This window comes from Grimontia indica, from assembly GCF_000333895.2.
Classification (GTDB): Bacteria; Pseudomonadota; Gammaproteobacteria; order Enterobacterales; family Vibrionaceae; genus Enterovibrio; species Enterovibrio indicus.
This window is the reverse complement of sequence record NZ_ANFM02000018.1, coordinates 199758-221845: the sequence shown is the minus strand read 5'-3', so window position 1 is coordinate 221845 and position 22088 is coordinate 199758. Positions and strand designations below refer to the sequence as shown.

Genomic DNA, 22088 nt, shown 5'->3' with positions numbered 1-22088 from the left:
GACATAGCAAATATTTTGTGAGACCTTTCGCAAAAGTTTTGAAATGCCCAAATCTATTTGGGGTACAACAAGAAAGAGCGATCACGGATGTTTGTTTTATTAGATGGCGGCATGGGGCGAGAGCTTCAACGTATCGGCGCCCCATTTTCCCAGCCTTTATGGAGCGCTCAAGCGCTGATTGAAGCACCAGATTGTGTTTATCAGGCGCACCAGAATTTTATTGATGCGGGATGCGATGTCATCACAGTCAACAGCTATGCCTGCGTCCCTTTCCACTTGGGCGAGCAGCGATATCAAGAACAAGGCTTTGAACTGGCCGAGTCTGCCGCGCAAATTGCCCGTCGTGCTGCCGATGACAGCGAGAAGAAAGTCAACGTTGCAGGCTGTATTCCTCCAGTTTTGGGTTCCTACCGTCCTGATCTTTTCTCAGCAGAAAAAGCGCGTCCCATTATTCAAACATTGGTTGATGCACAAGCGGGTTACTCAGATATTTGGATAGCTGAAACCATTAGCTTGATTGAGGAATTCGAAACGATTTTCGAAGTACTCAAAACCACCAATCAACCTGCCTACTTTGCCTTCAGCTTAATGGACACTGAAATCGATCAACCTCGATTACGTTCTGGTGAATCTGTGGCAGATGCAATTCGCGTTGTCTGTGAAAAAGGCGTTGATGGCGTGCTGTTTAACTGTTCACAGCCCGAAGTGATGTTGGACGCCATTGCTGTGGCAAAAGCGATCATTGATGGCAGCGGCAAACAGATCTCCCTTGGTGCTTACGCCAATGGGTTTACGGTCATCCATCAAGACCATGAAGCCAATGATTCGCTGACCACAGTTCGTGATTTACCGGCTGATGAATACGCAGCGTTCGTTCGTGCCTGGCTGGATGCGGGTTCAAATATTGTGGGTGGATGCTGTGCAATTTTTCCGGAGCACATCGCCTATTTGGATGCACTCCGGAAGAGTCACGACTAGGTCGTCACTGCCAACTGACGTTGTTTCACTTTGTCACTTTGCAAAAATTCAATCACCAGTAGATTGAAAATCCGCGCTTTCTCAAGGTGGGTGTTGTGCGCCGCCAGCGGCACCACGGCGAGGTTAGTATCTTTTATGCCTCGCCACAGTGTTTCGGTTTGCTCCCACATGTACGAGCGATCGCTGTCTGGCCACAAAACCAGCGTTTTCGCTTCAATCTGTTCGAGGCGTCCCAGAGACTTCCACCCCGCCATCGCACGCAGTCCATTGATATAGGTTTGTGTGGACACACGTTCAGCAAGTGCCATTCCCCCAACAAAATCAGGATCCTCTTCCCCTTCAGAAAACCAAGTTCGGACGGTATCCCGAGCCACTTGCTCTGTGCCCTCTTTTTCGGCGCGCGCCATGCTGTCTTCAAGCGATTCAAAGCGCCCCGGCAAGCGACCATTCGGACCGGTTGCGTAGAGCACTAACCCCATCACCCTGTCTTTCGCTTTTATTGCCACTTCCTGGGCAATCATTCCTCCCATTGAATGTCCCATCAGATGAAAACAGTCAATACCGAGTTCATCCAGTTTTCCCAATACGAAATCTGCAAAGCCTTCAACGCTGTCCAGACCCGTTTCTTTCGCCTTTCCCCCATAGCCCGGCAAATCGAACGCGACAACGTCGAAGCGCGTTGAAAACAATTCAATCTGTTTTTCCCAATAGGTCAAACTGCTGAGAAACCCATGAACCAGTACCAACGTGGGTCCGGTTCCTACACGTATACAATTCATCGTTATTATTCCATTAACTCAGGGAGCCAAAGCGCTGTGTCAGGCAGTCCGACCAACAACAGCAGCAAAATCACAAGCGCGAAAATAAAAGGAACACAGCCAATGATCACATCCCCAATGGTCACGTCATCTCTGGCGAGACTCTGTATCACAAAGAGGTTGAGCCCGACAGGCGGTGTCAGTACGGCTATCTCCATGGTGATGGTGTAAACCACCCCAAACCAAATCAGGTCAAAGCCTGCCGCATGCACCAAAGGGAACAGGGTTGGCAGAGTGATAAAAGTCATGGAGACAGGTTCTAAGAACATGCCGAGAATGATGTAGAAGACCACAATCATTGCCAGCACGGCGTAAGGTGATAAATCCATTTCAACAAACAGCTGGGTAAACTGCTGTGGGATTTGGTGGTAGGTCATCACGAAGCCAAATAACACCCCTGATGACAGTAGCAAGCCCAAGTATCCCATGGTCTGCATCGTCGATTTGAGGGATTCGAGCAGGCCTTCCCAACGAAGGCCACCAAAGCAAAAAGCCATGATGAGGGTGATGACCGAAGAAACCGCCGCCGCTTCTGTTGGCGTCGCGATGCCTGCATAGATTGAGATGGTGATGACCAAGCCGATAATCATCACTGGCGTCAGCGCCGACAAAGCCACCAGCCAAGGGATCGGCTGGATGCTCTCTTGTCCCGGAATGTCCTGCGGCGCTACTTTTCCCCAGACAGCGACGATAATGAAAAACATCGTCACAAGCACCAACCCGGGTACCACACCCGCAATAAACAGCGAGCCAATGGATTGGTCTGTCACAATGCCATAGAAGAGCAAGATCAAGCTCGGCGGCAACAGAACACTCAGCGTCCCCCCAGCTGCCAATACACCGCTCGACAGGCGTTTCCCATAACCCAGCTTCAGCATTTGCGGCAAGGCAACACCACCGATAGTGAGCGAGCCGACCATACTCGAACCACATACAGCACCGAAACCTGCACACGCACCAATACTGCCATACGCCGCTGCACCACGTAGCGGAAGCTTACTGTGCATAAACCAGTAAAGGTTGGGACCAATCGAAGAGCGGCCTATCAATTCTCCTAGAAAAACGAACAGCGGAACCGCCAGAAGAATGTAGTCAAACCACACGCCCCAAAGTTTCAGTTCTACCGTCACCAAGGAGGATTTCAGGCTTAAGATATCGAGCAAAAATGGGATTGAAGCAGCAGCAAGCGCAAAGGGGATCGGTAAGCCAATGATGATGAATCCCATCAACAAGCCCAGCATACCTAGCCCGACAACGTACCATTCCATAACACTTCCTTGTTATTGTTTGTTTTGGCTGAGTTCAGCGTTATCCGTTGCCGCTCTTCCTTGCGGCTTACGAGGTGGTCTGCCAGCCAGCAGCAAATAGGTTGCAGTCAGGCAGAAGGCCATCAGGGATAACACGACGGGGATCCAAAAATAGAATCGCGGCCAGAGAAGAATTTCGGATGCCGCACCGGAATCAATCGACTTGAACATGGCTTTCGCTGATGCAGTAAAGAAGAATGCGCCAATCAGCAACATCACCAACATGTTCAGCTTGTCGACCCAAAATTGCAGGGTCGCGGGCAGCTTGTCACGCACGATCCCCACTTTGGGGTAGGCGTCATTCAACAGCGCATACGAGATACCGAGAAACGCGACAGGTACCAGCAGGAGCGCGGTGGCTTCTGTCACCATGCCATCTGGCGAATCGAGGATATAGCGAACTCCAACACCGTAGCTGATCCAGACAGCCTGGATCAGCACGATAACGGCACCGCAGTAGAGCAACGCTAGAGATAGCCGGTTCAAAGCCTTTAACAGGTTTGATTTCATACTGCGCACCTCTTCAATTATTCGCTGTGCGCTGCAAACAAGCTCCGGACTTTGTCAGCGAGTGGCACGCCACAGGCACCATTTACTTCTGGTGTCCATTTTTCCTGAATACCCGCAAGTAGTTCACCGGTACGTTCTTCAGACATGGAAACCGCTGAACCGCCGTTCGCCATCACTGCATTGCCGACTCGCTCATCAACCCAAGTTTCATAGCGCGGTTTCAGCCAAGCCTCGGCTTCCTTCGCCGCTTCCTTCAACGCTTTCTGGTTATCTGCGCTCAGGCCATCAAACTTGTCTTTGTTCATCATGTAGATGATGTTGCCGTAGAACATGTTGGCGTTAACCATGTAAGGCATGACCGACCAAAGTTTCCATGAACTGTATGTCGCGACGCCCATGTTGATGCCATCAACCACGCCACGCTCTGCTGACTGGAACACCTCTTTCGGCGCAACGAACACTGGCTTGCCGCCCCAGGTTTCGATCATCAGGCTCACCAAAGGACCAATCGAGCGAACCAACTTTCCGTTCAGCTTACCGATGTCGGATACAGGCTCTTCAAACCACCACTCTTGGTCGTAGGAATAGTTAGAGTTGATCAAAGGGATAAGATCAGCCTTTGCCGCTTCCGCTTCAATCAATGCTGCGTAATCAGCATCAAGCTCGATTTGTTTTTCAAGATTGATAGCAACGGGATACAGCGAAGTGACGCGATAACACGGCAAACGCTTATCGGCAGGAATCCAACTGATATCCGATACGCCGCCTTGAACCGCATCCACACCTTCACTCCAACCATGCAAAGTGCCGGATGGGAAAACCTGAACTTTCAAGTCGCCATTACTTTTCTCTGCCGCAAGTTCTGCAAATTTCTGGAAGCCTTGATAGCGAATGTCGGACTCGTTGACATAAGTGGACAGGCGAATGGTTTCTGCCGCTTGAGCGGTGAAAGGTAAGGCACCGACAATGGCGACACTTAATGCGCTTTTCAGAAAAGAACTGACGTTGTTGCGGTACTTCATGAGACTTCTCCCTAGTCTGATTTTCCATGCTTTGCAGCGCTGGACATTCGCTGCGGTTCATCCATATTGGTTTTCGGCCGCCGAGGTAGCGTGCGGCTAAAAACACTCAATTAAGCATGGTCAGGAGAGCTGATTTTGCATCATGCCAATTCGGTTGCCCTACATACCGAAAAGTTATGCCCCCAAATAACTCCCATAAATTCATAGCATTAAACACCGAAACTTCACTCATCCTAGAAAAGAAAAACTTTTCACACTTATCCTTAAATTTGGTGGTGAATAGGCCATTTTCTTATCTTTAAGCCTACGAAAAGAACGCTTTCTGATAGCTTTAATAAATCGAAGGAATGAAGTTCACGAACGACATTGGCACCAAGCCACGCTGTAACTGGCTCGGAGGGAGTATTGGATTTTAAACTATTGGAAGATTTTGTTTGTCTGGCGCATTCAAGCAGTTTTACGTCTGCCGCCAGGGAACGCTTTGTCACCCAACCCGCGTTCAGTCGACGCATTAAAGCCTTGGAACAATGGGTAGGCACAGATCTCGTGAACCGCGACTCTCCGCAACTGGAACTCACGGAACAAGGCAAAGCCTTTTTGGTTGAAGCGGAAGAGATCCTCAATCGACTGCATCTCGCCAGAGAATCGGCCCGGGCATTGAAGAAAACCCGAACCAATGAGATTTCCGTCGCCGCACAGAACTCGATCGTTCAAACGGTCTTTATGTCATGGATGCATGAAATCGAAAAAGAAGTCGGCCCTGTTTATGTGAAACTTTCGTCTGATCGTCTCGCTGATTGCGTAGAAATGTTCAGAAATGGGTCTGTTGATTACCTGCTTTGCTATACCCACAGCGAGCTTGGAAACGCTATTGATGACAACCGTTTTCAAAGCACAGTGATCGGCCAAGAAACCTTGGTTCCAGTCTCCCTGGCAACCAACAAACAAGCCATGTTTCATCTACCTGGTGAAGCCAATAACCCGATTCCTCTCGTGGCTTACACCCATCAGTCTTTGTTTGGTAAATCAATCGACCAATTGCTCGACAAAGAAGCGTGTTACCTAAACAGACGCTATGAAAACCCATTCGCCCATACCCTAAAATCCATGGTACTCGGCGGCTATGGCTTAGCTTGGCTCCCTTATTCATTTGTGAAGGATGAATTGGTGCGCGGAGAGCTTGCACTGGCAGGCGATGAGAAATGGAATATCCCGTTTGAAGTCAGGCTGTTTTATAGAAAGCCCGATGATTCGTTATCTCACGCGATTCATAACATTTCTGAAGGAATGACGGAGATGGCCAGCATTAAATAGGTGGGGAAACTACTGCCTTTTTTGCGCTATTCAACCCACAAACCGCAGATTTAACTACTTATCTCCACTGCAGTACTTTTTGCGTTCATCTCCACCCAACGACTTTAAATACCCTTTGTTAAACATGACCCCTCAAAGAACTATTGAAACCCAGATGAACTGCTGCTGTCTTTTGAGCACAGCAAAAGGTCAACCAAACCTTGAATCGTAGATTGCCTCTCAAAACCCATCAAATGAGGTAAATACATTCAATTAAAGCCCAGTAATGAAACAACTGCTTAGTCTTTTTTCCTAGTCTAAAAAAAAGTATCAACAACATAGTCATATAGGAGCGAAAAATGACACCTCGCCTTATCCCGTACACACTACTTACTGCCGCTCTTCTTCAAGGATGTAACGATAATCAAACCTGTATTGATGCCACTCCAAATATCGCGAATTATCAAGCCATAAGCGAACACATTCATGACCCCACCATGGAAAAGCAGGGCTCATATTACTACTTATATTCCAGCAGTCCCCTCGGCGCATTTTATTCCTCATTAGATAAAATCAACTGGGACTATCGTGGCAATGTATTTTCAGAAATACCTGTATGGCTGACAGATTCCATTGAGAACCTTGATCACATCGGCGCTCCAGATATTTCATTTTATAACGGGCAGTACGTTTACTTTTATCAGTCACATAAATCAGGCACTTGCAATGCAGCCACTGGCCTTTTGACAAATACCACTCTTGACCCAGAAGCGCCTGATTACAAATGGGTGGATCATGGTGAAATACTGCGTTCAAAACCTTTATTGGGAGAGATCATTTGTGGCGGTTATGGCAGGCACTATAACGCTATCGATGCCATGTTTTACGTCGATGACGACCAAAAACCCTGGTTAGTATTTGGTTCTACAATGGGTGACATATCGCTTGCAGGTGTTATTCCTCAAATTTACATGGGAGGTATCCATCTCTTGGAACTTGATCCTAAGACCCTGAAGCCAATCGATCCCAGTAAAATGATCACTTTAGCCAGCCGTCCCATTACCGATATTTCCACTGGCGAATTTGTGGTTGAAGCACCATTCATCCAGTACAAAAATGGTTTTTACTACCTGTACATGTCTTACAACAGTTGTTGTAAAGGCCCAGACACAAAATATGAAATCAGGGTAGGCCGTTCTAAAGATATACAAGGACCTTATGTAGATAGCTATGGAAGGCTATTGAATGAAGGCGGCGGCACAAAACTACTAGACAAAGATGGTGAGCAAATTGGAACAGGCCACAACGATGTCTTCACAGAAGACAATCAAGACTGGCTGGTGCACCACGCCTATGATTCTACTAATAACTACAAACCAACACTGCAACTCAGACAGATAGAGTGGGAGCAAGGTTGGCCAAAGGTATGCAACAAGTGGGTCGATAAGTAACTTTGAAAAATATGGCTGATTAGTAACAAAGCCCTCTCAAAAGAGGGCTTTTTGCACGAAATCCTCTGAATCAAACCATTTCGAAAGGCTTTTAATTATCACTTCTTCGTCGGCCTTCTTTTCGGCGTAGCCGGTGAAACCTTTCTCTTCGTTGTTGCTTTTAGCACGGCCTCGGTATTTACCTTGGGTGTTCTTGGTGTGCGAGGCTTGGGTTTTGGTTTCGGCTTTTCTTCGGTTTTGGGTTCTTCTGGCTCCGCGACCATCTTTTCGAACCGCTCTATCTCAATGAGCTGTTTTTTCTCTCGCGTTATCGCTTCATCCATTTTTTTATTGAACGCTGCACGTTGCTCTTCCAGTTCTTTGATACGACTTTCAACCTTTGCCTTTTTGGCCGCAGCGGCAGTGCGGGTTTTCACTACCGGATTCTTCACGTTATTCGGTTGAGCCGCCTTTTCCATTTCGCTGATGAGCGAAAGGTGTTTTTTCAATACTGTGCTTGCCTTTGCCATGATTTCGCTCCTTGGTTATGCCTGAGTGTTAAAGCCAGACTCAGGCGCTGGGAATTCAGGGTAATTGATGATAGAGCCGCGGACGACATTGCCAATAAAAGGCCCTTCCATGCCGTTGAAGTTGAACGAGGGAAGGAAGAAAGTACCGGATTTGACGTGGTTACCCATCACTGATGCTTGGCTGCCATTAAGGATGACTGTCGCGCCGTTCGCGATGTTGTCATCGTTGTTTCCGACGTGCTCAATGAAGTTGTTGTTGAACAGGACACGTTCAAAACGAACACGAATATTGTCGTTCAATCTGTTTGAAAGGATTTCTACCAAGGTGTCAGCACCACGGCCAAGGAATTTATTGTTGGCTACCTGACAGGCATAGCCGAGAAACACCACGCGTCTGTCGCCAAAAGGGAATGAAATTTCCATTAATCCTTGCATCAACAAGGCGCGGTCTTCCAAAACACGTTCCCGCGTCAGCAAATCAGAGTAGGAAACCAGATTGCTTTCCACACGGGCTTCAAGCACATACAGCGCGCCGATGCCGACGGTTCTTTGCTGATTCACCACGTCGTCTCGACCCACACCCGTGTTCAACACTTCATTGGATTCAATGTGACATTCACCGAGGTGGAACAGGCTCATGATGGAAGAAGCAAAAATATTTGCGCCTGATACACCCACGTAGTTGAGACGGTTTCCAATAATGCCCGCTCTCGCGATACACAGAAGAACGACTATCCCGCCATGGGTACAGTTAGCGATTTGGTTGTTGGTGATATCAACACGCACACAGCGCTCACAGAAAATCGCGGCACCAGCATCACGGATTTGATTGCTGTTGATTTGAACGTCTTCACACTCACTGGCAAACACTGCCAATGTAACGGTCACCATGGTGTTGTTTTCGATACTGACCAAGGTACATTGCGTTGCCGATACCGCGAGTTCAGTGCCTCTGTCGCCTGAAATGTCATTGTTGTCGACACGTAGCCCAACGACCTGCTCAGCGACGACGCCACCACTACACCCGCTAATCCAGTTTTGCGCGGCGGTGATACCACCAGTAAAGAGTTCATCGTCGTCACTGCCGATCATTATTGCGACTTGAGTTTCAACCTGCTCTTCGGTTTGAATGCGGTTGCGCTCAATCAAGGTGCCAACACCACGAACCATAATGCCAGTGCTCTCTTCCGCCAACAGGAGGATCTGGTTTTCAGACACCGTGCCGTATGCACAGTTTGATTCCACTGCAACCGCATCAAGCTCACCCACCATTCGGCTCAATGTGATGCGGTTTCCTTTGACTTCACTGTATGAAGCCGTTGAGAACGAAGCGCCGGCGGGTTGATTATTGATCACCACCCCTTGAGCGAAGCCGTCGATGTCGTTTTCAATAATCCTCGCCCGGCCCGATATTCGGGAGACGGCAACACCAATCAAACCGGGCAATTGCTCCCCATTGAAACGGACAAGGTTGTTGTTGATAGTCAGATCTTCTCCACCATCACCAATCCAGACACCGATCGGTGAGCCTTCGAACTGACAATGACTGACCCTTACTCGCTGGCAATCAAACAAACCAACAGCGGGGTTATTGATCGATTGGACGCTACCGTCGAGCGTCAGCACCCGGCAATCCTCGACCAAACTGTCCTGAACCGTTCTTAGTGAGATGATGCCTTCTGGCTTCTCCGTCGCGCCGCGATTCAAGATGGAGACGGTAGAGAGATGAATACCAGTGAGCACACTGCCATCGTCCGAACGGACATCAATAGCAGATTCACCGGAAAGGTTTCTGATCTGTGCGCCATGGCTTTCCCCATGAAGCGTCACGTTGGGATAACGAATTCGAAGCGCTCGACGAATGGTATGAACACCCACTTTCAGGCATACACAACCCCCAAATTCAGGGGAAAGGCTATCTAACGCGGCCTGAATATCTTCGCCCGGACGAACCACGACGGTGCAGCAGCCGGCTGTGCCAATCGGGTCACGGCAGTCCTGAAAAATCGGCTCAACAAACTCTCCTCCCAGAACATCCAGAACCGCCAGTCGGCAGTAGTGGTGATGGAAGGCCTGTGGAGGCGCTTCTGTCAGCGTTTCTACCGAGCTGTCTGCATAGCGGGTGATAAAACTCCAATTGTCGCTGACATGGTATTCTCCGGCGCCATCTTCGAGAGATATAGCCACTTCCACGCCATCTTCAAGCGCGATAAATGTGCCTTCTGGTGCTGGGATTAAACCATCACTTCCCGGCGCATCGAGATTAACGATTTCATTACCGTCAGTGTCCAAAACTACGCCAGATTGATCCCAGCGGCGCAGTATTGGATGAATAGACTGATTAGCGGCATTCGATGCGGGCATCAGCATAATTTCGCCAACGCCTAGGGGGTTTGCCAGTACAACGGTATTGGTCGCATCATTCACAGAAAGGATTTGCACCATGGCGCCAGGGTTACCTTCCAGCACTCGAACATCATCCGTTATTTCGGCCCAATCTCCCGCGTTGAATCTGAGGTAATCGTCTTTCGCTACCTGCTCTAACGTCAGAGTATTGTTTGCAGGTTGTGCGAGGATTCGTCCGGCAAACGCACCATTAACACGGGACCATTTCAGCAGTGGCACTTCATCTTCATTAGTGTCATGCACGGCCACCATGTAGGTGCGGTTTTCCAAACCTCGATAACCGCCTTCTGGTGGTAGTAAGCAAGGGTCATCGACCGCTGATGCTGGGTTTGCACGGGTAGAAAGGCGGGCAGCAGAAGGCTCAGTAAACGCTTCCCATCCTTCAATATCCTCATCATCGGTATTGCAGGTGACACCGTCATCCACAGCAAAGAGTTTTACCTGCCAAACGGTTTGTACCCGCGCGCTGGTATCTACGCCAATGGCCGGGTCGATGAGCTCTGGATCTTCAAGAAACGTGACCGGACGTTTCCAAACATCCAGAAAGGCTAAATAGCGACCATCTTCCAGCTCAAGCGGTTCCATAATGGGAAGATAAGGCTGGGCATCAAAAGGGACAGGTTCTGAGCTCCGCAACTCTTCCAATGGCAGATAAAAGTCGTGTTCCCCATGACCGAAGTTTTCCGCCATTAAGCCATCGACATAATAGCGGCCTGGGTTAATCAGCAATTCTCCACCAGAGATTTCAATCCGGAAACTGTCCGGCAGATGAGCCGGATATCCGCTGAATCCTGCTAAATCAATGGTTTCTGCACGAAAGCGTCGATCCACAATCGCCGCGCCCTCATTGAGCGGCGTATCCGACACCACCCTTCCCTGCATTGACACCAGTTCGGAGTAGTTATGGCGTGGATCAAACGTTTTTCCTGAAATATCTATAGCCATGAGTTCCTCCTCAGGTCACATAGATCAAGCCCGCATCAAGGCCGATGGGTAGAAATTCATTGAGACGAAACAGCAAAGCATCGTGCCGCTGCGGGTGATAGAGGTGGTGATAAACGCCCATTTCACTGCCACTGTCCGCGCCGCGCCGAATTTCCTCAGGAACGGAAAGCAACAGTTGACCGTAGGCAGGGTCGTTGTATCGGGTTGACGTAAACGCAGGCACAACGCGCGCCCGAACACCGCGAACGATATGGGAACGCGCCAAATCCGAAAGTTCCTGCCGTATCCTGACTTCTTCTGCTTCCACCGCTTTCAATGCCGCAAGTTGTGGCTGACAACGATGTTGACGTGGCGCTCTCGAATCTGGCGGAATAAAGGAAAATCTCGCACAGCCCGTCTGTCGTTGAAGTGCCCAGACTGGCGCAGTCCAATCGTCGCCTTCCGCTAACGCCGCATCCAGAATACTGTTGGAAATCAAGGGGAATGAGCGGGCACCTATTTTGCCAATCACAGTGGTTTCACAAAGTGTCAGCACACCGCCATGGCTGGTACCATCAAGCGAAGCGAAAGCTGTTCGCGAATTGGAGGTGGCGTCCAGAATGCTGTCTTTTATCGTGACAGCAGCGCCTTCGACAGTGCGAATTCCGCCGAGAATGGAACGTTCAATTTCCACAGTCACATTGGGAATTTCAACCACCAGCGAAGGCTGCTCTGGCGAAGTCGGCTCTCCGTTAATGTCCAGCGAAAGCCCCGGCAAAAGCGTGACATTGCGCAGCACCAAACGGCGAAGTGCGTTGTCGCCAGTATCGGGGATCAGCAAACGACCACCTGTCACTACCAATCCATCAAGGACGATCTCTGCTTCTTCACCGCCAATCAGCGTCATGTTATCGCCATCAAGATCAACAAAGGCGCGATGACCGTCAGCCGCACGCAGGGACAATGTTTGGTCGGCATTGACCGATACATTAAGCGCTTCGGTGAACACATGGGAAACACCAATTTCCGCTACGCCACCGTTTTGAATCTGGTCCAGCGCAGGCTGAATGACATCGCCCTCACCAATCTCCTGAGCGGGCGTATTGAAGACAATAAAGCCTTCGCCGCGAGGGTACGCGCCGCCTCCAATATCGGCGACTGCGCCATAGTGGTAGGTCACTTCGACGGTATCAGGCACGGGTATTGAGGTCGGAAGTGATAGCCTGCCTAACTCAGGATCAACGGAAATACGGTCGACTGGCGAATGCGCCCAGTCAGCGCCGTCATTGCTTAAATTGCAAATTTGGAGTTGATCAGCCGTCTGCAAAATTCCGTCAATCACCACCGCAAAAGCATGAGGATAAAAAGTCGCCAAACGCGAGCCTGCAATGCTTCTTCGTTTCAGCGCTACAGGCAGGTTTTCTTCTTCGGCGAGATGATTGATATTTGGCTCTGGGATAGGCTGATTGAACAATTGGGTATTGCACCCCAGCGGATTAAACAGGTAGCGTCGTGCATCCACCTGATAAGCAGGCACAATGGATTGACGATGATGAGCGAGACGCCACATGAATACACCGACATTCCGGAAATGATGTTGCCCTTCACCCTGACTGATTCGCCCCACTGCGGTGCTATAGCTGGCAGAATCAAATGCTGTTCCAATGGATTCGCACTTGGCACTGTTTCTCACATCCAAGGTGTAGTGATTGTTCGGACGAAGTGCTGCCAAATGCTCAGGTCTCGACAGCAAACGGAAGAATTCCACGACTCTGGCGGGATAACGTGTGGTGTCTGTCGCCAGTTGCTCTAACGCTAAGGCAACACCGCGACGACGGGTGATGCGAATCTGATTGGCAGCAGACGCGCGTTGGCTGACACCAGGGATCTCCGGACCATACCGATAACCCACCAACTCGCCCAAATACGGTGCCGCCCATTCGTCACAGGTTTCTATGAACTGGTTGTCGTAAAACCGGTCGATATCATGCTTCACGATAGCCGCCTGCTCAGCCAATATTTCCATCAGCGCTTTGAGCGGGAAGCCCTGCTCTTCATCACGCCGACGGTAAACCTCAGGCAAGAGGTTGTATAAGGATTCCGGTGACAAGCTACTCATAAGCTGGCCTCCATAAAATCAAGCGCTTCAGGGTGCAGGCTTAAAATGGTGGCACCTACGACTTCCCCCGAGGCAAGTTCGGCAACGGGGGCGGCAATAGCGTCATGACGTGTCGGCGTGTTTCCGGTGTAGAGTCTGTCAACCACCACCGCATCTAAGCCATCTACTTTGTGGAGCAAAGCAATCACTTCACTGGCAAAGACGGGCTGGCCGAAATCGCGGGCCTCAAAGGAAAGCGAATCCCGAAGCTGGCTTTCCGCACGGGATATGACATCATCAGCAAGATAGTCTTCGTTGACTTTGATTTTGATGCCCAGGCGGAAAAACGTTTGCCTGAAACTGCGCAAGACAAAACGGGTGAATGGATCACCAGCCGCCACCAACGCTTCCGTCAAGGCATCGTGTAAATCGCCACCTTCAGGCACTTGAACGCCTTCTTCTGCCGCCACGGTGACCACAACTTGAGGCCCACTGCTCAGATGCAGCCATTGCGATGTCGCCTTGGCGATGCCGCCATAGGCGCGGGAAAAATCGGCATAGTCTGTCAGGGAGACCACACGTCCCAAGGTTCGGCAGGAAAGTGGCGCACTGACGCGGATTTCATCGAAGCTTTCAGGGTCAGCCCCACCTTCCGCATCAAGCAAATTGTTTACGCCCTGCAAGCCCAAGGGTTGGGACATGAGTAGATTAAGTTGCCCTGCTTTCACCCGTCCTTCCAAACCCAAGGTTTTACGGTAGCTGGCTCGGATATTTTGTTGCCCTTTGCCCGGCATCGCCCCCATCACGCCATCACCAAACGCCACATGGCTGTAGCCGTTTTCATCGATGCGTAACGTGTAAACCCGATCTGTTGGCGAAGCATTGAGGAAGTGCGGCACCTGCTTCCAAAGGATCTTGTTAACGCGGATTTCCATCGTTGGCTTCACGCCTGTCGCCGTTGCTGCTGGCACAAAGGTTTGAGGCGTTTGTTTGGCAGTGAAGGTAAGATGCGGCGTCGCACTGCCATCGCCCAGTACTTCTGCCACAGACTCACCTTGTGTTGCTTTAGCGATGTTGGCGTGGATGCGCAAGCTTTGGGGCAAATAGGCAACGCCAATCGGCGCGGAAAACGTTAGTGTAGAAGTGCTGTTTTCATGCGTGATGGATTGGATTATCTGTGTTGTCACTACAGGCTCTTCCCCAAACCCATCCGCTTGACCCTTCAGAATAACTTTGCGTCCTTCTTCTGCGGTAAACAGACTGTTCAGCTCCAACGAGATACTGTTTTCATCCATTGGTTCAGTGATAGGCGGATCAGCAATATCAATCCATTCGCTGGCACCAAAACACGTGGTGCCACGGATGGATAGATCGTTAAAGTGATCATCATCGTTCAGGGTTAAACGCGAACTTTTACCCGTAACAGAAAAGAATGAAGCAGAGGTTTCCGCAGTGTCTGTCACGTTATAACGCGACCATTTCCTGCCGTCTTTCAGAACAACCGTGCTGCCCTTGCTGATTTCAGACACCGCACGTTCCAGATAGACATGGTTGCTGTCGTCTTCATCCATCACATTGAGCATGCCATCCGCCCACTGAGCATCTTCCAACCCGGCGTAAGGACCAGGAACGACATCGTCAACAACTGCTTCATCCCCATCCAAGACGAATACAGGCGATGTCCCCGTCAACGAATAGTGGAGCGTATCGAGCGGTGGCGCAGCGTGGCCGAAAATCGCCGCTTTGGTCCGGAATACCTGAACCTGCCTGACACTTTTAGATTGCGCAGCCAACGCGGAAAAGAAGGCTTTCTCACTGGTTTTTTCTTCCATCAGCACGGTACGAAGCTCTTTTCCGTTGATGGCTTTATCAACATATCCGCCCACTTCGGCAGCAAATACTGTGGTGATGGTACCCGTCACACCGGAATGTGTGGTGACTAGTGGCCCTTCACCGACTGGCGATACGTCTAGCCAGGTAAGATCTTTCGCATCTGGGTCTGTGGCGATGTCAGCTAACACAGGTGTCACTGCGTTGATGGTGGCAAAGACCTGCTGCTCATCGTCGGAGACAAAAAACACGGCGTCGCCCGGTTTCAAATTGAGATTGGTACCCGGCAATGGAATACGAGTCGTGCTTGCCGTCAATGGATGTGGCGCAGTGAGCCTAGGACGCATCGCATTCCAAGCTGCCCGCGCTGTCAGGTCTTCCAGCGTTTCGTAGATAACAGGTTTCTCGTCCTGCCCCGGCGTACTCTGCACTTTGGTCCCTGCAGGCACTGTGATTTCTTCCGGTATTCCTTCACCCGCAGCGATGGTGAAAGCCAGATCTGCTGTCGCTGCTGCGCCAGGATGAGGCGCGTAGTCAATCAGCATCGCCATTTCATGCAATGATCCGGTTTCCATCGCGGTGTTAACGTAGGCTTCGTTCAGCCACATTTCGTTGTAGAAGGTCAGCACATCACAACTGGCGGCCCAGGCATCAATGAGTGCCAACGAAAAATCACCAGAATCGCGCGAAGTCAGTACACCCAAAGCGCCATATTTGGCAGAAGAAAGTCTCGCGGTCATGCTGGCGAAAAAATCGTGGTATTCGCCGCTTCGATAACCGATTCGGGATAAACCTTGGGTGTTTTGTGGTGCTTTCGGTGTCAGCACCTCAATGCCGCTGCAAGCGCCACAATGGGATTCATGGTTTGCCATATCAACGCCCTCCATCCATATCGAGAAGGAACACGCCATTGCCCGGATGACTGATATCGTTGTCAATCCGTGCGATTTCCGTGCGGCCGAATTCGAGCTTTCTGTCTACCAACCCACTGGTTCTTGGGTCCCCAAAACGGCGGAATCGTGTCACTTTGGCTGCTATCACTCCTTCTACATTCTGAGCGGCAGCCAACCAAGGTGAGAGATGAAGCGTTTCTCCAGCACGGAACCGATTAGGGTGTAACAAACCTAAAGCGCCATCAGGCAAACGGTTTGACGAGAAGAGTTTCAACAGGCGCTGACGAACATGGGATTTCGACGCATTCGGCGCGACACAAACATGAAGCGTCACTTCAAGGGGAACATAAACTGGTGACGACACTTCCACATCATGGGCGGCGAGGCGGAATCTCTCGTAATGGTCACGAAGCGTGGTTCGCAATGTGTCAGACACTTCTACCCTGTCTTCCGGATCGGGCAAGGCAAAGGTCGTCATCCAACTGCCCGTGTGGATGTAGGCGCAACTGACGTCCTGAATACCGGCCACCCGTCGACCCAGCGCTTGATAGTCATCCCGCGTGACTGCCCGCTCTTGTGTTTTGAACAGGAAAGGCGCACGTTTTCTGATTTCCGCATTGGTTTCTGGGTTTCGCCCTCCTTCACCGGGGGTGATATTGCGTACCTCCGTTACCTCAGGAATAGGTAATGCGAGATGATATAGCTTGTCCGCACCGATGTGACCGGCTGACCCCACTCCTACGCGATAGTTGGCTGTAAACTGGGTTTCAGGCAAAGGGCGACGACCGTAGACGTTGTCACCAAATCGCAATGAAACCACGCCATCCCGCTCGATTTCCGTGGTAAATACCAAGGATGAATCGTCTGCTGCGAGCATATCCCTGATCACGTGATAAGAACGCACTTCAACGCCATCATCTGCATCAAGAGAAACACTGGCGAATGTTTCGCTCGGTGAAGGTGTTTTCAAAAGCTCCGTCGCAGGCGCGCCCTGCGTATAATCGGGGGAAAACGTCAGTGGACGATTGGCGAGAGTCGGCTGATATCTTGGGGTGATGGTTTCAGCCTGTTCCTGTTCGCAATTGGCTTCTGTGCAGCTTGCTCCTTTCGCGCTATCACCTTGCATGCCCTGCCCCGGCGCCCAACTCAGCGTTGGCAGTGGCACTTCTGGTAAACGCTCGCCAGAGATCGTTTGACCATGATCCACCAGCACCATATTACCCCGGGCAACGGTGACGGGTTCAAGGTACCGGCGTCCTTCCTCAATGGAAGTTTCTGATGAAATGCACATTGGGAAACGCAAGGCATCGGCGCCATGCCAGACAACCTCTGTGATAGGTAATTCCGTTACCGGATCGAGGAGTGGTTCACCATCTGCATCAAATGCCTGCACTTGTGTCAGGAGAACCACCTGGCGTTGCGACAGTTGTCGGTCAGCCTGAGTGCCACTTCGTGCCCCCATCACTTCTTCAAACGCCAGATACATGCCCGCTTCTAAATCAGGGAAGTGGCCATCTAAAGTGGCACTTATAGCGCCTTTTGGCAGGTAGCAACGAGCGTCACTCCAGGTATAAAAAGTGATTTCGTTGTGGAGGCTAAAAAGTGCAGGTACGTCATGGCAGGTTTCATACACAGCACCACTTTGCGCGAGCAAAGCGTCGTCTCTCGCAAATGTTCTGGGTTGCTCACTCAGTTGGGTACACACCGCGCTGCCTTGGGGAATGACCAAGGTGGCTGGGGCAATAGGATGTACATCTGCCGACACAGCAAAGTGGCAAAAACAACGGGCATTACAGCCTTCATCCACGCTGTAATCCACCAGCCGTGTCATGCGTTTGAGCGAAATCCGAGAGCGTGCTTTATTGAGATAGGCTTCCGTTGTGGCGGCATCTTGTTGGTAAGCCAGTTGGTCAGCGGTATAGGCCAGCACTTCCACCAGTGCAGTAGAAAGGTCTGCGGGGTGTCCGGTCGCCGCGGCTGGCGCCGTCACTGAAAGCCTGTCGAGCATCATGCGGCGGAAGGAATAGAAATCTCTTGCCGTGTAATCTATCTCTGTATTAAGGGTTTCTGGTTCAGGGCAATCGCAACTGCTTTGACAGTCGAATGGCGAAGGGCATTCAACTTTGAAAGAGAAGCTAACCGATGCCAGCGCAGGATCTATCTCTGATGGTGGCAACGGATTTAATGCGCTGGTGACAATGTTGATGGTGTAAGGCGAGAAATCACCGGGCTCGGCGACTTCAATCACCAATACATTGGTTTGTCCGTCCAGTCCCATCATGACATTGACTATTTCAATGGCATTCGGCCCTTCTATGCGAATGTTATCGACGGTGTAAACAAATGCACCGGGATCATTGACCAAATGTAAGTGAAGAAACCGTTGACGGTCAGTTTCCACCGCCGCTTCACGATCGATGACTTCAACGAAATCGATGCCATTCAAATCGGACTGGCGCACTGCCTCACGTCGGCGTTGGTCGCAGCAAAAATAGATCATGCTGACATCTCCCGCTCAAACGTGGCCTGTTGTGACTCTCCAGTAGGAAGAACGATGTAGGCAACATTGATAAAAAGCGCGCCATTGTCGAAATAGACGTCTACCTCAGAAAGATTGATATCGTCCTGCATCCAAGTTTGCAGCGAGGTCGCCACCAGACTCCGTGTGTTCTCAATCACCGCTTCGCTGACGCCCGCGAAAAGAAGACGGTTCAGCCCGCAACCGAATGTTGGCATCATCACCCGCTCGCCCGGCTCAGTGAAAAGCACCTGCTCGATACGATCGCGAATGACATCCAACCGCGTCGTGGTTGCTGTCCGGCCTTGGGTATCAATGCGATAAGGAAAATCGGGATAAGCCATAAGGATTCATTCCCTCAGGTCGCCAGTACACGCGGTTGAACCACGGATGGGAGCATAGGCGTGCCAGTGGGTGCGCAAACAGATTGTCCCGTTTGCAACGCGAAAGGCTGCCCCAATGACAACACGCGTACTGAGCCTGAAAGCCACTGCCCCGTCACACAAGGACCATTGCCAGCGTTCGGCGGTGGCATGGCACAACCGGCGACGGCATAAGGTGAGGTTTGCAACACAGTTGGTTGTCCCGACACCACCACCCTTGGATTAGGCACAGTGGGTGTCGCCTGCCCACCATGTGCGCAGGTGACTGTGGCACCAACATGAAGAATCGCTCCTGGCATTGCTTTTCTCCTTAGGTAATGGTCAGCGCGCCGTTATTGATATCCACGGTTGGTCCCACCATAGATATCTGCGCCCCTTTGCCGTTGTTGATGAATATGCCCGCGTCAGTCACTGACAGCGTTGCCCCTGTTGCTGTTTGCAGCGTGATACCGCCCATGCCCATTGGCCCGCCAATATCGCAAATCACAATGCCGTTATTCGCCATGGTTTGCAGCGTGATGGCTGAAATGGGCGGCACTGCGGTTCGCGCCAGCGTCGGTACATCCGAAGGTGAACCTGCAAAGCATCCCGTCCAGATGGGGTAATCCACATCCCCTTGTTCAAACTCGATCCACACGCCTGCACCAATAGGTGGGACCGAGAAAATTCCTGAGTTCAAGCCCAACACAGGCAGACAAGGCATACACCAGCTTCCGGGAACCATGCCCGACACGCTGGGAACCGTGGCGAGGATCCGTCCTTGCTGCATTGGGTCGACATTGTTGACCACGGTGCCGCGGAATTTACCGTAAAGAGGTGTTGTCATGCGGACACCCTGTTAACGGTCGACAGCAAACCGTCCCTACTCAATTGAAAATCCTGCTTCAATTCGCCTTCCTTAAAGGTGGTGGTAACAGATTCCACATAGTGAATGCCATTGAACGCCGGGCTCGAACCTCGCACATACACCAAGCGCCTAGCCATCAGCAAAGAACCGTAAGCCAGCACGTCCAACGAGCCTGTCATTTTCAACACGCGAACCGCAGATTGGGCTGCTTTCGCCATGCCGATCATGGCCGCCTGAACCGGCGAGTATTTAGCGGTTTCATAGATGTTTTTGGTCTTTAAAGTGATGGGGCGAATCAAGCCCAGTGGCGGATTGAGTGGATTGAAGTCTGGTACTGGAATCGTCAGTGGCATTTTGGTCTGAGGATTCTGAATGGTGACCAACGGAATGTAAGCTTCCTGCGCGTCATATGAGCCAGACAGCGAGGTCACATTACGGTTGGCATCCAAGTCGTCATTGAGCGGTTTCTGCACTTTCCCGATACGAACATCCGGCCCCCAATACGCGACAGACACACCCACGGTATCCGTGGTTTCTGTATAGAACACATACCCCACGCGGTCGGCCAACGATTGGATATAGGCGAGATCGGTTCCCTGCTGAGTGGGTATGCGGTCTGTCGGCACTGGTACATCAATCAACACAGACGGGATAACTTTTGGGACCAGCCCAAGGAACGCATACTTCGCCAGTACCAAGTTGATTCGGGCAAAATCGGGCATGGCAGGAAAGCGCATAAAGCTGAAATCGAGATAGCTGAGCACATGCGTCAAATCACTTCCGGTCACCGTCACCCGAGATACACCCGGAGCGCTGGCAGGGCTGACATTGTGTTGAGTGATAACGCCGTCCATCAACACACTCTGCTTGCCGTGCATTTCTACCGTAATCACGGTGCGCACCAACGGGATGGGATTGTTGCTGGCGAGCATAAAGATAGTGTGCAGCGGCGAATTGTTGTCGATTTCAAACACCAACTGAAAACCGGAAGGCCCCTCAGTTTTGGATTGCACTTCACAGGAAACAAAGGCGTTGATAACGGCTTTTGAAACCGGAACCGGTGCAACAGGGCCAATGTAAAGGCTCATGACAACATCAGACATCAACCCTCCCCATCGCCCGAAGAAAGGGCAATTTTCCGACCCGGTGTCGCCACCAAATCACCGGGATAAGCTTCCTGATTGGCATCCGCAATGTGCCACCAACGCGATGGCTCCGCGTAATACGCTGCCCCCAACAAATCCAACCTGTCTCCTTCCCTGACCAAAAGCATGGGAGCGGTGCCTTCCACCGCGGGTTGGGGGACGAAACGACGGCTTACAAAAACCCTCTCGGTGCCATTGCTGTCCATCATCACTTTTAAAGGCGCACCCGCATAACGACTGCTTGGCGTAAAGTCCGCGGTTTCGTCGGTGTTACTGAGAAGGTACTGGGTAAGATCAGTCATGCTATTCGCCCCTAATCATCCATCTACTGCGGGTTTGATGACTTTCGCTGCTTGCTTCTCGATGCCATCAAGGTAATGCAGGAAGAGCGACGAAGCAGGATGGTCAAAGCCTAAATCATCGACCGACAACACTTGCAGTGACAGGCTGGCTTTGGCGCGGATAGGATTTAACTGCGCGCTGAAAAACTCTTCCGCCACAGAAAGACTACCGACTTTAACAGGCATTCTTCGACGCAATCCCCAACTGAAAACAGGCAAAGGCTGGGTCATCGGAATAATGGTGAGCTTGCCTTGTCGCGCCAGCGTGTCATTGTCTAAAAGCTGGCGTTTGGTTGGTGAAATCAGGCTACGAAGCGCAGCGATGTAATGCCCTATTCCGTATTTCACTGCGTCCTCGTCACCCCGTGACATGGCATCTGTCGCATCGAGAATGGCATCAAACGTAATGGTTTCTTTTGGCGGACCATTCAGACGAAGTTGTTCACTGCGGGTTTCAGAGGTCGATGGCGATTTCACCTCAAACTGTGTATTGAGTGATTCCGGATTAATCAGCAACGGAATGGCACTCATTGGCTCCGCGCTTTGTGGATCCAACAGCACAATTCCCGCTTTGAGGTAGTTAGGTTGGGAAGACAGCATTTAGCGCTCCCTCCTAGCTGCAACAGTCCGGGATAATTGCCTTGCCGCTGAAGCCGCTGCTTGCTGCTGTGCCAGCCTTTGGTGCTCTGATGAGACGGATGTCATACCCGGCCAGTTTTCCCGAACGGCACCAGACATCACGCGATAAATTTCGCGATAGGAGGCGTTTTCAGCGATGTCGATTTGATCGAACCTAATCGTGATTTTCATTCATC

Annotated in this window: 19 protein-coding genes; 3 read left to right on the top strand and 16 right to left on the bottom strand. The window is 51.0% G+C overall.

What is annotated here, in order from left to right; genetic code table 11:
* The first annotated feature begins 87 nt into the window (after positions 1-87).
* Positions 88-978: a homocysteine S-methyltransferase family protein gene (locus D515_RS12255; protein ID WP_002538844.1), complete on the top strand. Its 891-nt coding sequence runs from the start codon at positions 88-90 to the stop codon at positions 976-978.
* Here D515_RS12255 and D515_RS12250 read toward each other — a convergent pair.
* Genes D515_RS12250 through dctP form a run of 4 tightly spaced genes read right to left on the bottom strand, consistent with a single transcriptional unit; the run spans position 975 to position 4635 of the window.
* A complete protein-coding gene (locus D515_RS12250) occupies positions 975-1757 on the bottom strand; it encodes an alpha/beta fold hydrolase (RefSeq protein WP_039850013.1) in 783 nt (260 codons plus the stop codon). The two genes, D515_RS12255 and D515_RS12250, sit on opposite strands and share 4 nt — an antisense overlap.
* 5 nt (positions 1758-1762) lie before the next feature.
* Positions 1763-3064: a TRAP transporter large permease gene (locus tag D515_RS12245; protein ID WP_002538842.1), complete on the bottom strand. Its 1302-nt coding sequence runs from the start codon at positions 3062-3064 to the stop codon at positions 1763-1765.
* Between the two features lie 12 nt (positions 3065-3076).
* The gene (locus D515_RS12240) at positions 3077-3613 is read right to left on the bottom strand and encodes a TRAP transporter small permease (protein WP_002538841.1); all 537 of its coding nucleotides are present in this window, start codon (positions 3611-3613) and stop codon (positions 3077-3079) included.
* A 17-nt stretch (positions 3614-3630) separates the two neighbouring features.
* Positions 3631-4635, bottom strand: coding sequence for a TRAP transporter substrate-binding protein DctP (gene dctP, locus D515_RS12235; RefSeq protein ID WP_002538840.1), 1005 nt, complete (start codon positions 4633-4635; stop codon positions 3631-3633).
* Between the two features lie 405 nt (positions 4636-5040).
* Between dctP and D515_RS12230 the strand changes: the two genes are divergently transcribed.
* Both D515_RS12230 and D515_RS12225 read left to right on the top strand, forming a co-directional pair.
* Positions 5041-5949, top strand: a complete 909-nt coding sequence (locus D515_RS12230; RefSeq protein WP_039850012.1) for a LysR family transcriptional regulator — start codon at positions 5041-5043, stop codon at positions 5947-5949.
* Between the two features lie 338 nt (positions 5950-6287).
* Positions 6288-7379, top strand: coding sequence for an arabinan endo-1,5-alpha-L-arabinosidase (locus D515_RS12225; protein WP_002538838.1), 1092 nt, complete (start codon positions 6288-6290; stop codon positions 7377-7379).
* Between the two features lie 98 nt (positions 7380-7477).
* On the opposite strand, the gene D515_RS12220 is transcribed toward D515_RS12225, so the two are convergent.
* From D515_RS12220 to D515_RS12165, 12 genes are read right to left on the bottom strand one after another with little or no spacing between them, the layout of a single operon-like run.
* A complete protein-coding gene (locus D515_RS12220) occupies positions 7478-7888 on the bottom strand; it encodes a hypothetical protein (RefSeq protein WP_002538837.1) in 411 nt (136 codons plus the stop codon).
* 15 nt (positions 7889-7903) lie between these two features.
* Positions 7904-11239 carry a DUF6519 domain-containing protein gene (locus D515_RS12215; RefSeq protein ID WP_002538835.1) on the bottom strand — a complete coding sequence of 1112 codons (3336 nt, stop codon included), beginning with the start codon at positions 11237-11239 and terminating at the stop codon, positions 7904-7906.
* A 10-nt stretch (positions 11240-11249) separates the two neighbouring features.
* Positions 11250-13337, bottom strand: coding sequence for a hypothetical protein (locus D515_RS12210; RefSeq protein ID WP_002538833.1), 2088 nt, complete (start codon positions 13335-13337; stop codon positions 11250-11252).
* Complete coding sequence (locus tag D515_RS12205) at positions 13334-16018, bottom strand: baseplate J/gp47 family protein (RefSeq protein ID WP_002538832.1); 2685 nt, start codon at positions 16016-16018, stop codon at positions 13334-13336. Before D515_RS12205 ends, D515_RS12210 begins: the two co-directional genes overlap by 4 nt.
* 1 nt (position 16019) lies before the next feature.
* Entirely contained in the window at positions 16020-18539 is a 2520-nt protein-coding gene (locus tag D515_RS12200; protein ID WP_002538831.1) for a baseplate J/gp47 family protein, read from the bottom strand.
* Positions 18536-18901: a GPW/gp25 family protein gene (locus D515_RS12195; RefSeq protein ID WP_002538830.1), complete on the bottom strand. Its 366-nt coding sequence runs from the start codon at positions 18899-18901 to the stop codon at positions 18536-18538. Before D515_RS12195 ends, D515_RS12200 begins: the two co-directional genes overlap by 4 nt.
* 14 nt (positions 18902-18915) lie before the next feature.
* Positions 18916-19239, bottom strand: coding sequence for a hypothetical protein (locus D515_RS12190; protein WP_002538828.1), 324 nt, complete (start codon positions 19237-19239; stop codon positions 18916-18918).
* A gap of 11 nt (positions 19240-19250) precedes the next feature.
* On the bottom strand, positions 19251-19766 hold the full coding sequence (locus D515_RS12185) for a phage baseplate assembly protein V (RefSeq protein ID WP_002538827.1): 516 nt from the start codon (positions 19764-19766) through the stop codon (positions 19251-19253).
* Positions 19763-20890 (bottom strand): hypothetical protein, encoded by a 1128-nt coding sequence (locus tag D515_RS12180; RefSeq protein WP_002538825.1) that lies wholly within the window; start codon positions 20888-20890, stop codon positions 19763-19765. Before D515_RS12180 ends, D515_RS12185 begins: the two co-directional genes overlap by 4 nt.
* Complete coding sequence (locus D515_RS12175) at positions 20890-21234, bottom strand: LysM peptidoglycan-binding domain-containing protein (RefSeq protein ID WP_002538823.1); 345 nt, start codon at positions 21232-21234, stop codon at positions 20890-20892. The genes D515_RS12180 and D515_RS12175 overlap by 1 nt, the downstream gene beginning before the upstream one ends.
* Before the next feature lie 15 nt (positions 21235-21249).
* Complete coding sequence (locus tag D515_RS12170) at positions 21250-21873, bottom strand: CIS tube protein (RefSeq protein WP_002538822.1); 624 nt, start codon at positions 21871-21873, stop codon at positions 21250-21252.
* On the bottom strand, positions 21874-22083 hold the full coding sequence (locus D515_RS12165; RefSeq protein ID WP_002538820.1) for a hypothetical protein: 210 nt from the start codon (positions 22081-22083) through the stop codon (positions 21874-21876).
* Positions 22084-22088 lie beyond the last annotated feature (5 nt).